Below are 12,614 nucleotides of genomic sequence, written 5' to 3'. Positions count from 1 at the left end.
ACAAGCGGGCTTGACGGGCGCGGCGTGGCTGAGGTTTCCCTGTGGTGCAAGGAGCTGGCGCGGTCCGGCAAGACGGTGGTCGTCATCACTCACGATAGCCTGCTTGCCCGCTTGGCTGGCGATGCGGTTGTGAGCCTTGGGAAATAGGGGCGTAGTGGGTGGTCGCTTCTCATCATTTCCGCTCGCGAATACAGCCAGTGCGCAGCGTCTTGCATGGAGATGCCCATTGGATTATGCTGACGATAATCAGAGATGAAAACACAGTCCCCGTCGGGTAGTCGTGGGCGTGCGGCGGATAGGCCGTATCAGTAACCTGCCTCCTTGGTTGTCCCTTCTCTGCATGGTTTCGGCACATAAAGGAGGAACAACCATGCAGATCAGCGTGTCGTCCACCCTGACCCTCTAACATGACGGCCGGTTTTGGGTGGGGATCGTCGAACGGATTGAGGACGACAGGTTCCAAGCCGCTCGCATCGTATTCGGGGCGGAGCCGTCGGATGAGGAGGTCCTGCGATTCGTGGTGGCGCGGTGGGGAAGCCTGTCGTTTTGCGGCGACGCGGAGGCGGCCGTTCCGAGGCTTGCCGAGAACCCGAAGCGCCGGCAGCGGGAGGTGTCTAAAGCCCTCGGTCGGGCTGTCACGAGCACGAAGGCGCAGCAGGCGCTCGCGGAGCAGCGCGAGTCGCGCAAGCAGGAGTGCGCGGCCCTACGAAAACAGAAGCGCGAGGAGTCGCGACGCATCCGCTTTCAGCAGCGTCAGGAGAAGTTCAAGAAGAAGAGGCGGGGGCACTGATTCGGACGGGACGGCCTTTGCCTGGAGAAGCTTGTTGCTTCCGGGGCGGAATGGCGTACCTGCAAAGTTCTCGATGCATCAGCTTCCCTGTAGCTCGTCTTGAGCGATCCGTAAACGGAAAGGATGCCCGAAAGCGCCGGGCATCCTTTCCGAGAGCCTTTCCTTTCAAGACGACTAGCGAGTCCTGGTTCCGAACGCCGCGTTTGTGACGGACGCCGCATAGGAGGTTGTCGTAGCAACGCAGCAAAGCGCCCCCGCGATCAACGCGACCGAGGTGAACCCGATCGCCGGCATCAAGATTGCAACATCGGTGAAGAGGGTGACGGCTGCGACGGCTATCCTGCTCCACGTAGGGCCTTGCGTCGCCGTTGCCGCAATATTTCGGACACGGGGCGAAGCCTGCGACCCCGAAAGGCTCGGAGCCGCCAATGGTTCCGAGGTGGGTCATGTCGCCGATATGCACCTTGGACACGGGGGCTGCTTGGGCATTGAGGTACGCGCCGAGCTACTGAGATTCCGGCTGAGTCTTGTCTATGGCGAGGAGCATGTCCTTCAGTCGCATTCTTCCTGCTCGATGAAGCCTTCGTAGGGGTAGCGGTGGTCAATAATCTTCTAATTGCGGATGATATAGTCGTCGTTGTCTCATTGAGACTCGCAGTCTGGCGAAAACTCGTGGATGTCGTAGGAAAGCCCGTCTGTCCTGAAGAAGTTGCATACGATCTGTGTGAGGTGAGCCCATCCGTAGCCGTCGGATTCTGGGGAGTGGAAGCCGTGCGGCTCGCAATATTCCAGAAACGTCTCTACGCTGTCGCGCCCACCGTCCAATGCGGGTGCAGTGCAAGGTCTTACTTCTCGGTGACGATGGTTGCCCGGCTGCCTATGATGCGAACCCTTTTTCATGAGCCTCTCGCTGGTGCAGATTCGCTTGTTTCGACATGCCTGCCGTACGGCATGCGGTTCGCGGGGCGGTCACCTTCGCAAAGGGCCGAGCCGTCGCGCTCGGAATGACCTCTTCTTTCTTGCCCGCGAGGCACCTTCTAGTATGGATTCTCGAGAATAACAGCCAAAAGTCAACTTCTTAATCCATAATGAGTCCGACAGGATCGCTTCGAAACACCTTGGGAACGCAGGTTGAGTTATAGGACATGCAAGAGCATCCTGAGCCAAGAGGAGGCGCTCATCTTCACTATGCTCGCATAAAGCCGGTCGAGCAATGCGCATGAACCAGCTTGATGCAGGTGGCACGCGACGACGCAGGCAGCAGCAGTGAAAGCGCACTGGCACAAGCTCATGCCGAAGAAGACCAATTCGGCGTAGTCGCGTATCTCGCGGTTGATTTTGACTTTCAAAACGAAGTCTCCTATTCGGTTGTAGGTTCAAAAGATGCGAATAGTGCCGAATTTGTATGGTGTATAGATGTCGTTCGGCATCATCTTGGCATCGGTGGTGTAATGGCCCCTAAAAGGAAAGGGGGCGCGGCATGACCATCGCAACGAAACCGACGACGGTTCGCATTGACGAGAACCTCAAGGCCCAGGCGAACGAGATTCTCGGATCAGTCGGGCTGAGCTACAACGCCTACGTCGTCATGGCGACGCGCCAGCTGGTGAACCAGCGCAGGATCCCCTTTGAGATCGTCCCGGCGGTCGGGATCCCGAACGAGGAGACCCGCCGCGCCCTGGTCGCCGCGGAGGCGAAGGAGCTCGGCCTCATTTCCGACGATGCCCCGGCCTTCGCCGACGTCGACGGACTCATGGCGTTCCTCGAAGAGGAGTAGCCTGTGTACGAGATCAAGGTCGAGTCGGCCTTCAAAGTGGACTACGCCTGCGTCATGAGACGGCACCCCCGCTTGCGGGGCGAGTTCGCGGCGGCGGTGTCGGAGCTCATGAGGATCGGCGCGGCGCCGGATGAGTGCGGCCCGCACGAGCTCAGCAATCCCGGCGGGAACTGCAACGGGCATATCGACTTCCACCTCTCGGACGGCATGGTCGACGTGGCGATGCTCTGCGTGCCCCATAAGACGAACCCGGCATGAACAACATGTAGGCCCCAATTTTGCTATTCCAAATTGGGGCCTACTGATTTCGTAGAAGCGGGAACCTTTCGATGACACCGAAAGGTCGCCACGTAGAAAGAGCTAGATCGAAAGGTACAGTTTAACCTGCGCCAACCTTCTCTATGCTATCCGATTTGTACTATTCCTGTGCAATAGTGTTCGCCTCGCAACGTACGTCTCTTCGGTCTTTAGAGAAGACCGAAGAGACTCTCCTAGTGTTCGTCGCTTTCAAATGAAACGAAAAATTTGCTAGAAAGGTCACTAACTCCTAGTTTTCGTTTCTCAATTTCGTATGCAACACGCTGTGCTCTTTCGATAGGCAGATGGCTTTCAGCGTCATGGATCAGGAGCCGCGCTTCCTCTTTAAGAAGATCTAAATTTTCAGGAGTAAGCACTTTTAGATTCTTGGCGCTTGCGTTGCGGTCGGCTTTTGAATTTGGATGAACGGATACTGCAAGTATCTCGATATCTGGGTATTTTTGCTTCAACCAATCATGCGCAGTTCTTAGTTGTCCGGCCTCCTTTTTTCGTAGCGGCGTATCATCCTTTTTGTCGTTCTTTGCTTCCAATACAAAGCCTGCGTTTTCTTTTTTTGACAACCAGTAGACATCCGATCCAACACCGTTGACATCTGCTTTCGCAGACTCAAATCCGAGGAAGAGACCAAGCTGCATCAGCGCTTCTTCGAAGGCCTTGCTGTTGGCGGAAAACAAAAGATCGGCAACCGCCGCGTCAAAATTTTGATTTGCGCTAACGTTTCCGCTGTCAGCAATTGCTGTGCATATCTTATCTGCCCGGTCAATAGCCCAGCTTGATATCGCATCGCTAGCATGAAAGGGGATATAGGGGATAGCATTATTTAACGAATGCGCCCTTTGCAGCAGGGTAGATGCGCTATCTGGGTCACTGCCGTCAAGCGCAATACGAGACGCAAGATAAAGAAGCCAGCCTTGGTAAGAAGGGTCACCGTTAAAGCTATTTACCTTCTCTTCGAGCTTGCGACAGGCGTCACCATTGTGGTTCTCAACCCATTGTGCAAACGCCCTTCTTTCGGCGCATGCCGCCTGAAACGATGGGCCAAATCGGTTTATGGTCTCTTCAGATACATGCTTGGCCAGCTTGCTTGCGTGAAATTTCTTCCAGCTTTCATCAGAATTAACGTCCTGGTTCATGGCCTCGCAGTAGTCGAGGGGAGTGATCAGGCCTTCGCTAATTACATCGCCAATCTCCAGTTGCGCCGTTAGCGCTGACGACATGAACTTCCTGTTTCTTTTTCGTCTCATCCACTCGATCAGGTCTTCTCCTTCAAGGAGGACTATGCAATGATCGCTAGCTCCTCTAACGCCCCTTCCGAGACCTTGCTCGATTCGCTGCGCCACTCTTTGTGCCATTAGATTGCTTTCGGAAAGATAAATCGACATCAACGCGTCGACGTCATCTGTGCCTGACGGGAGGCCATGTAAAACAAGTATTCGGCAAGCATCACCGGGCAGATCTATTCCATTGTATCGATTGGCAAAAGACACCGGTGAGGACATGCGCTTAGATTTAAGGGCTTCTACGGCCTCGCTAACTTCTTCATGCCCTATCGGTTCGGAAAAGCTTATCCCGGTCCATTCACTCTTTATGTTCTGTCGAGAAGTAAGACATACGATTCCCTGTTTGGCGCTAATCTCACTTTCAATAAAGTTTAGAAACTCACTGCTGCGAGCAATTTCTGTAGGCAGATTCAGAATCATTCGTCTTCCCACGCCGGCCACTGTTTTCGGGGCGATGATGTTGCTCTCTTCCAGACCTCGCAGGTCATAAGCTCGAACCATGTCCCCGTAGTCCGTTATCGTTGCAGACATGTAAATACGACGGCGTGCACGTTGGAAACAGGGAGTCATTTCGAGCATCGGGTAAAGAGCGGCTATTGTGATATGAGTACGACTTGCAATCGCTTGACAATACCTTAAATTGTCTTTAATTAAGGGCCACTTAAAAATCAAGTCTTTTGAAAATGCACTGTCATCCTCGCTTCTTTTGCGGCATTCTTGTCGAATGAGAGAAGACACCCTCTCGATGGCGGCAGTCCAATACTGGATGGGGATTTCCACTACGCCGCTCCCTACTCCCTCCTGAAAATCTTGATAAGTTGTCGACCTGTTCATGGCGTTAAAAGCCTCTTTAAATTCACCGAGTATCTTTTTGTAGAGAGGAGACGCTCCCTCGGCTGGAATAGAAAGTGAGAAGGCTTTTTTAATGGCATTGAGCGATGCGTGTGCGTCGTCTATCACGATGCCACCTAATTGTTGGATTTCGTACGCACCTCGAGTGCCAAAAACGCTCTTTCCGTTAAAAAGTACTTGATAAGAGCTAACGAGGATTGAATTGCCGTTGTCGAAATCTGCATCGACGGACATGCGACCGCAATACGCTCTGGCGGGAATACCCAAATCGACCGCCTGATCTACGACTTGATCCGCCAACTGTTTGTTTTCCACCAAATAGAGAACACCCTCTCCGGTCTCCCTCATTGTGGAAAGGGCCATAAGAAGGCCAACTAGTGTTTTACCTCCACCAGTATTCAACTCAACGACAATATCTCTTTCGTCGCGAAGGTCGTTAAACCACTTCTGCAGTATTTCCGCTTGCACATGGTATAAGTTGTCGATTTGACCCGATTTTGGAAGCTCTTCAAAAATATCTATCGGGTTAGTTGTGATATAAGTCGTATCGCGGCTCATCAGAGCATTGAAATCAACCATGCTGCGGTACCTCCCCAGTAAATTTCCTCAAACTGATGATAGCCTTCAGCGTGGCCTGCGTCAGTTTTGACGAATTTTACCATGCTTGAAATGTATCAAAGTATCTCGCGACAAGTTAGAATATCATTTATAAGACAATTAATGATATAAAGTGTGCGTTGCGTTTGAATGAGCTCAGCTAGGTTCCCGGCTTCTTCATCAGAAAGGTTTGTGTCTCCTTCGAGCTCGGTAAGGAATGTTCGGGTATTGTGGATGTTGGCAGGTTTGCACGTCGGGTGATTGCGGGAGAGCTCAGCAATGGGGACGCATGTAGGAGCCAGATGCTGTCTTAAGGAGCCTGCGGAAGCCGCTCCGGGAGGCAGATGCGGCTTCCGTAATTTGCATGAGAACAAGTAGCGCAAGAACCCCGCCCGTCAGCATGATGGGCGGGGTTCTTGCTGTCTGCGGGTCGCCTGTCCTGGCACCCACTAGGGTTCCCTTTGCCACGAGGTGCGCCCATGCAAAACGCTCCCCGGTTCTTCCATGGAAGAATTCGTGGAAGAAAAAACCCGGAAGGAGCGTTTTCTTGTGGTTTCTTGTGGTGTACCAAAAGGGCTAATACACCACTATTGACCTGCGGAAATGATGTGTTTTGGAGGGTAGTGCGGAGGAGTGATTTTTGGGCTAAATCACTCCCACTCAATCGTCCCGATCGGTTTCGGGGTCAGGTCGTAGCACACGCGGCAGATGCCGGGGACCTCGGCCAGAATCCGCGCGGTGATCTTCTTGAGCAGCGACCAATCCAGCTCCGGAACCTCGGCGGTCATGGCATCCACCGTGTTGACCGCGCGGATGATCGCCGGCCACTCGAAGGCGCGCACGCCGTCGCGCACGCCGGTTGCGCGGAAATCGGGAACCGTTACGAAGTACTGCCACACCTTGCCCTCCAGGCCGGCCTCCGCGAACTCGTCGCGCAGGATGGCGTCGGCTTCGCGCAGCGCCTTCAAGCGATCGCGCGTGATGGCGCCCAGGCAGCGCACGCCCAAGCCGGGGCCGGGGAACGGCTGGCGCTCGACCATACCTTCGGGCAGCCCCAGCTCGCGGCCGATGACGCGCACTTCGTCCTTGTACAGCAGCTTGACGGGCTCGCACAGCTCGAACTGCAGATCGTCGGGAAGGCCGCCCACGTTGTGGTGCGCCTTCACGCCGTCGGACTCCAGGATATCGGGGTAGATGGTGCCCTGCGCCAGGAAGCTTACCTCGTCGCCCACCTTGCGTGCCTCTTCCTCGAACACGCGGATGAACTCGGCGCCGATGATCTTGCGCTTGGCCTCGGGCTCTTCCACGCCGTCGAGAAGCGACAGGAAGCGATCGGTCGTGTCCACGTACACCAGGTTCGCATCCAACTGATTCTGGAACACGTCGACAACCTGCTCGCTTTCGCCCTTGCGCATGAGGCCGTGGTTCACGTGCACGCAGATGAGCTGCTTGCCGATAGCCTTGATCAAAAGCGCCGCCACGACCGACGAATCCACGCCGCCGGACAGGGCCAGCAGCACCTTCTGGTCGCCGACCTGCGCCTGAATGGCCTCCACCTGCTCGTCGATGAACGCCTTTGCCAGTTCGGGCGTGGTGATGCGCTCCATGTCGTCGGGACGCTTGTTGGGATCCATGCGGTCTCCTTTTTCTCGTCGGTAAGCCGGGCGCGCGGCCGCAGCCTTGGTTTCACTGGTGAGATTATAGCGGACGAACGGACGTCGAGAAACGGCGCTTTGGCGCAGCGCGCGCTGAAAATCTCATTCTAAACGAAATCTTCGCTCTAATTCTCGTTGTGGATAAATTTCGCGCCGTGTCCCCGGTCGCGCATTCGATGCGTTCGTTCCGCTTGAACCGATCGCGCAAGCGGGGCAGGGTGCCCGACGCGCGCCGGCTTCAACGGCGCGATGCGATGAGTCGATCGATGCGCTGGATAACGGGGTAGCCCACCAGCACTCCGGCAACAGAGCCGATGGCGATGGCGAGCCAGAAGTCCGGCGAAAGCGCCAGCAGGTTCAAGCTGCATGCGGCAAGCGCGCCGACCAAGCATGCCCACTTGAGCGGCATGTGCTGCCAGAGAGCATTGACCAAAAGGAAGGCGAGTCCTGCGGAGGCAAGAGACTGGGAAGCGGCGCGCATGAGTTCTTCGGCACCAGGCTGAACGAGCGCGGAAAGGGCGAACCATCCGGCCACGAGCGCCCAGCGCAGAACGACTATGGCGCACCGGGCAAGGTTGCGCTTCGCAGGAAGCTCGTTGTCTTCGAGGGCGTTCATGGCTTCATGCTACCTTGGGGAAGGCGGCTTCGTGATCTCGAATGGAAGCCGCATCCGTTTCGTTACCGGTAAGGAGTAGGACTCTCGTCCTGCTCCTTCCTCCAGAGCCCCGATTCCTTGTACAGCTCCTCCACCTTGTTGCGCGCCCAAGGCGTCTTGCGCAGGAAGTTGAGCGAGCTTTTAAGGTTCGGGTTGTTGCTGAAGCAGTTGATGTGGATGCGTCGGGCAAGCTCGTTCCAGCCGTACTCGTCCACCAGCTCCTCGAGCATCGTCTTGAGCGTGATGCCGTGCAGCGGGTCGTTGGGATGCTCGCGCATCTTCGGGTTGTCGGAGGCCATAGGTCGTCCTTCTCGTATTCGGTTTCGCAAGGTTCCATAGTACAAGAAAGGTCGCCCGCGCCAAAGCGCGAGCAACCTTTCGAATCAACGCGATAGGGAAAGCGCCTAGCGCTTCATGCTTCCCACGTTCATGGCGCGCATGGCGTTCAGGATAGCAAGAACCGCCACGCCTACGTCGGCGAATACGGCTAGCCACATGTTGGCGAAGCCTATCGCAGCCAGGATCAACACAAGGAACTTCACGCCCAGGGCGAACACGATGTTCTGCCGCACGATCCCCATGGTCTTGCGCGCAAGGCGTATGGCTTGCGCGATGCTCGACGGCTTGTCGTCCATGAGCACCACGTCGGCGGCTTCGATGGCCGCATCCGACCCCATGGCTCCCATGGCAATGCCGATGTCGGCGCGCGTGAGCACCGGCGCGTCGTTGATGCCGTCGCCCACGAACGCCAGCTTGCCCCGTCCTCGACCGTGCGCGTGCGTGCGGTCGAGCAGCTTCTCCACCTCGGCCACCTTGTCTTGGGGAAGCAGCTGTGCTCGGTACTCGTCGATTCCCAGCTTGCTGGCCACGGCGGCGGCTACGTCGGCGCGATCGCCCGTGAGCATGACGGTTTCGCGTACGCCCGCCGCGCGCAGATCGGCGACAGCTTGGGCGGCGTCGGGCTTGACGACGTCGGCTATGACGATGTGGCCGATATAGCTTCCGTCCAGCGACACGTGCAGGATGGTCCCCGTCAAGTCGCATTCGCGGAAGTCTACGCCGCACGAGCTCATGAGCTTGTCGTTTCCAACGTACACCACGTGCTCGTCGATGGTCGCGCGCACTCCGTGACCGCTTTGCTCTTCCGTATCCGCGATGCGCTGCCGATCAAGAGTCCCGCTGTATGCTTTCTTGACGGAAAGCGCAATGGGGTGGTCGGAGTACGCTTCGGCATGCGCTGCGATGGACAGCAGGCGGTCGGGGTCGATGTCGGCTTGCGGGTGCACGGCTACGACGTTGAACGATCCGTCGGTCAGCGTTCCCGTTTTGTCGAACACGACGGTTTCTGCGGATGCGAGCGCCTCCAGATAGTTGCTGCCCTTCACCAAGATGCCCAGGCGCGACGCCCCGCCGATGCCGCCGAAAAACGAAAGCGGGACCGATATGACGAGCGCGCACGGGCACGACACGACCAGGAATACCAGGCCGCGCTGCACCCAGTCCGACCAGCTTGCGCCCGTGAGAAGCGGCGGAGCTACAGCCAGGAGCGCCGCGATGATCACCACGGCGGGCGTGTAATAGCGCGCGAATCGGGTGATGAAGTTCTCGGTGCGCGCCTTCTTCTCGGCCGCGTTCTCCACCAGTTCCAGAATGCGCGACACGGTGGACTCGCCGAACGGCTTGCTCACGCGCACGACCAGCTTGCCCGATAGGTTGACGCATCCCGAAATGATCTCGTCGCCGCTTTGCACCTCGCGCGGCACCGATTCTCCGGTAAGCGCCGCGGTGTCAAGCTGGCTTCGGCCGTCGACTACCACGCCGTCGAGCGGCACGCGCTCGCCAGGCTTGATCACGATCTCGTCGCCGACGTTCACTTCGTAGGGGTCCACCTGCGCAAGCGATCCGTCGCGTTCGACATTCGCGTAATCGGGGGCGATGTCCATCATGTCGGCGATCGACTTGCGGCTCTTTCCTACCGCGTAGCTTTGGAACAGCTCTCCTACCTGGTAGAACAGCATAACGGCGGCGCCTTCGGCCATGTGCGGGTCGCTGTCGGGAAACAGCACGAGCGCGAACGCGCCAATGGTCGCTACCGTCATGAGGAAGTTCTCGTCGAACACCTGCCCGCGCCCGATGTTCCTGGCTGCGCGCAGCAGAACGTCGTAGCCGGCGATGAGGTAGGGGACAAGGAACAGGATGAACTCGATCCAAAAGGCGTTCGTTTCGCTGCCGAGCCAGGTGGCTAGCGGAAGCGTTTCGACGGCAGCGTAGACGAGGACGAACAGCACGATGGCTGCAACGATGCGGTTCCTTGTCCGTCTCTGCTTTTTGTTCATAGGGTCCTTCTTTTCGCGTTTCGGGGCGCACGATGCCCGGCGTCGATCGGCGCCGTGGTGCACCTGGGTTGTCTGGAGGGGCTAGCGCACGATCACGCAGTCAGGTTCGTACTTGCTGCAGATGCGCTGGGCTTCGGCAAGGACGGCATCGAAGCGACCTTCGTCTGCTTCGATCACCAGCTTGGAGGTCATGAAGCTGATCGTGGCGCTTTGCACGCCGTCGATTTCCTTGATTCCGTTTTCCATTTTAGCGGCGCAGTTCGCGCATTCGAGGTCTTGGAGTTTGAACGCTTTGCGCATGTCGCTGTCCTTTCGTTCTTGGTTCGGCTTTATTCGCAGATATGGGTCATGCCTTGGGCGAGCATCGTGTGCACGTGATCGTCCGAAAGCGAGTAGATGACGTTCTTGCCGTCGCGCTGGAATTTCACCAGCCGCGCCTGCTTGAGCGTGCGCAGCTGATGCGACACCGCGCTGTGCGTGGCGCCGATCGCGTCGGCGATGTCCGCCACGCACAGTTCCTGGCCCATGAGGGCGTACAGGATCTTGATGCGGGTGGTGTCGCCGAATACCTTGAACAGGTCGGCCAGGTCGTAGAGCAGTTCCTCGTCGGGCATGCAGTCAAGCGTGGCGTCGATTGCATGTTCGGCATTGCCGCAGGCGCAGCCTCCGTCGTGGGAGCTGGCAAGATGCGGAGCTTCTTCCGTGGACATGGTAACCTCTTTTCATGTGAACAACTGTTCATAAGTATACGGACGCATGCGAGGCTGTCAAGCGTTCGTGAAGCAATCTGCAAAACTCGTCCGTTCTTTTCCGGTAACGGCAGCGGCGAGCGGGCTGCAAGCGTCTCGCAAGATGCGGTATCATGGCGGCGACCGCGGACAAGAGAGAAGGAGCTCGCATGGCATTCGAAGAGATCGACGTCGCTCAGCTGCAGATGAACCCGTTCACCATGATCGGCGACCAATGGATGCTCGTGACTGCAGGCGACGAGCGCGGGTGTAACACGATGACTGCAAGTTGGGGCGGTTTCGGCGTGCTGTGGGGGATGAACGCGGCGACCGTCTACCTGCGTCCTCAGCGCTACACGAAAGAGTTCGTCGATGCCAACGACCGCTTCACGCTGTCGTTTCTGGGCGAGGAGCATCGCAAGGCGCTTGCGTACTGCGGCAAGGTGTCGGGACGCGATCAAGCCGACAAGCTTGCGCGCGCCGGGTTGTCGCCCTACTACGTAGATGGCACGACGGGCATTCAAGAGGCCGATCTGGTGCTCGTGTGCCGTAAGCTCTACGCTGCGGACATGCCGCCCGAGAACTTCATCGCGAAGGAGAACGATGAGCAATGGTATTCCCAGCACGACTACCATTGCATGTACGTCGCGCAGGTTGAGCGCGCCCTTGCCAAGCGTTGACGCCGCCGCGCTCCTCTGACGTCCGTTGCGCTGCCGTGAACGTGTGCAGAACGTGAATGAGGCGGCTCAGTGCGCTTTTTGTTGTGAATACAACGGAATAGAGCACAGCGTCCTGGTACGATCGGCGAACGCTAGGCGGATTGTGCATGAGGAGAAAGATGCTGCCATGATAAGACGAGTTATCCATATAGACGAAGCGGCCTGCAACGGCTGCGGAATATGCGTGAGCGCTTGCCACGAGGGCGCCATCGGCCTTGTGGACGGGAAGGCCCGCCTGTTGCGCGACGATTACTGCGACGGTCTGGGCGACTGTCTGCCGGCGTGCCCTACGGGCGCCATCACGTTCGTCGAGCGCGAGGCGGCCCCGTACGATGAAGCGGCCGTCAAAGCGCGGATGGCCGCCGCACCCGCAGGCGGCCGGTCGGGCGGATGCCCGGGGTCGCTCTCTCGGTTCTTCGCAGCCGAGGAGCCTGCTCCGGTTCGGCCTGCGTTGCAGCAGCCCGACGTCGCGCTTGAGGCCGATGCGTCCTCGACGCCCCCTTCGCAGCTGGCTCAATGGCCGGTCGAGATCAAGCTCGTGCCGGTTCGCGCGCCCTATTTCGAGGGGGCTCACGTGCTGGTGGCAGCGGATTGCACGGCCTTCGCCTACGCTGATTTCCATCGAAGGTTCATGCGCGGCCGTACCACGGTTATCGGGTGTCCGAAGCTCGACGCCGTGGATTACACCGAGAAGCTGGCTGCCATATTCGCTGGCAACGACATCGCGTCGGTGACCGTTGCGCGCATGGAGGTGCCGTGCTGCGGCGGAATCGAGCATGCGGCGCGCGCGGCGCTGGAACTCAGCGGCAAGGACGTGCCGTTCGAAGTCGTAACCGTGTCGGTGCGCGGAGAGCTGCTGTAGCGATCGACGTTCTTGCCGCGCGCGGCGCCGGTTCGTGCTATCGTT

General features: G+C 57.8%; 12 protein-coding genes and 1 pseudogene. 6 read left to right on the top strand and 7 right to left on the bottom strand.

Features of this window, described 5'->3' with window-relative positions; all coding sequences use genetic code 11:
• Window positions 1–418: 418 nt before the first annotated feature.
• The 4 genes and pseudogenes from ACMNI9_RS02180 to ACMNI9_RS02165 form a co-directional block, all read left to right on the top strand.
• Window positions 419–790, top strand: a pseudogene (locus tag ACMNI9_RS02180) (YjdF family protein); the annotation flags it as partial.
• 1,229 nt (window positions 791–2,019) lie between these two features.
• Entirely contained in the window at window positions 2,020–2,274 is a 255-nt protein-coding gene (locus ACMNI9_RS02175; RefSeq protein WP_418830688.1) for a hypothetical protein, read from the top strand.
• Window positions 2,271–2,567: a type II toxin-antitoxin system RelB/DinJ family antitoxin gene (locus ACMNI9_RS02170; protein ID WP_216528467.1), complete on the top strand. Its 297-nt coding sequence runs from the start codon at window positions 2,271–2,273 to the stop codon at window positions 2,565–2,567. The genes ACMNI9_RS02175 and ACMNI9_RS02170 overlap by 4 nt, the downstream gene beginning before the upstream one ends.
• Window positions 2,568–2,570: 3 nt before the next feature.
• Window positions 2,571–2,825, top strand: a complete 255-nt coding sequence (locus ACMNI9_RS02165; protein WP_216528468.1) for a type II toxin-antitoxin system YafQ family toxin — start codon at window positions 2,571–2,573, stop codon at window positions 2,823–2,825.
• A gap of 233 nt (window positions 2,826–3,058) precedes the next feature.
• On the opposite strand, the gene ACMNI9_RS02160 is transcribed toward ACMNI9_RS02165, so the two are convergent.
• The 7 genes from ACMNI9_RS02160 to ACMNI9_RS02130 all read right to left on the bottom strand — a co-directional run bounded on the left by ACMNI9_RS02160 (window position 3,059) and on the right by ACMNI9_RS02130 (window position 10,970).
• Window positions 3,059–5,596, bottom strand: a complete 2,538-nt coding sequence (locus ACMNI9_RS02160; RefSeq protein ID WP_418830687.1) for a DEAD/DEAH box helicase — start codon at window positions 5,594–5,596, stop codon at window positions 3,059–3,061.
• 668 nt (window positions 5,597–6,264) lie between these two features.
• A complete protein-coding gene (gene guaA, locus ACMNI9_RS02155) occupies window positions 6,265–7,248 on the bottom strand; it encodes a glutamine-hydrolyzing GMP synthase (RefSeq protein WP_418830686.1) in 984 nt (327 codons plus the stop codon).
• A 259-nt stretch (window positions 7,249–7,507) separates the two neighbouring features.
• Window positions 7,508–7,885, bottom strand: coding sequence for a hypothetical protein (locus ACMNI9_RS02150; protein WP_418830684.1), 378 nt, complete (start codon window positions 7,883–7,885; stop codon window positions 7,508–7,510).
• A 62-nt stretch (window positions 7,886–7,947) separates the two neighbouring features.
• The gene (locus ACMNI9_RS02145) at window positions 7,948–8,223 is read right to left on the bottom strand and encodes a VF530 family DNA-binding protein (RefSeq protein WP_418830683.1); all 276 of its coding nucleotides are present in this window, start codon (window positions 8,221–8,223) and stop codon (window positions 7,948–7,950) included.
• A 105-nt stretch (window positions 8,224–8,328) separates the two neighbouring features.
• Complete coding sequence (locus ACMNI9_RS02140; RefSeq protein WP_418830682.1) at window positions 8,329–10,260, bottom strand: heavy metal translocating P-type ATPase; 1,932 nt, start codon at window positions 10,258–10,260, stop codon at window positions 8,329–8,331.
• 81 nt (window positions 10,261–10,341) lie between these two features.
• On the bottom strand, window positions 10,342–10,560 hold the full coding sequence (locus ACMNI9_RS02135; RefSeq protein ID WP_114566043.1) for a cation transporter: 219 nt from the start codon (window positions 10,558–10,560) through the stop codon (window positions 10,342–10,344).
• Window positions 10,561–10,589: 29 nt separating this feature from the next.
• Complete coding sequence (locus ACMNI9_RS02130) at window positions 10,590–10,970, bottom strand: ArsR/SmtB family transcription factor (protein WP_114566044.1); 381 nt, start codon at window positions 10,968–10,970, stop codon at window positions 10,590–10,592.
• A 188-nt stretch (window positions 10,971–11,158) separates the two neighbouring features.
• On the opposite strand from ACMNI9_RS02130, the gene ACMNI9_RS02125 reads away from it, so the two are divergent.
• Window positions 11,159–11,668 (top strand): flavin reductase family protein, encoded by a 510-nt coding sequence (locus ACMNI9_RS02125; RefSeq protein WP_225749121.1) that lies wholly within the window; start codon window positions 11,159–11,161, stop codon window positions 11,666–11,668.
• A gap of 166 nt (window positions 11,669–11,834) precedes the next feature.
• Window positions 11,835–12,569 (top strand): ATP-binding protein, encoded by a 735-nt coding sequence (locus tag ACMNI9_RS02120; RefSeq protein ID WP_418830680.1) that lies wholly within the window; start codon window positions 11,835–11,837, stop codon window positions 12,567–12,569.
• Window positions 12,570–12,614: the final 45 nt, after the last annotated feature.

Source organism: Paraeggerthella sp. (assembly GCF_048427265.1).
In the GTDB taxonomy this organism is placed as follows: domain Bacteria; phylum Actinomycetota; class Coriobacteriia; order Coriobacteriales; family Eggerthellaceae; genus Paraeggerthella; species Paraeggerthella hominis.
This window is presented reverse-complemented; position numbering and strand designations above follow the sequence as displayed.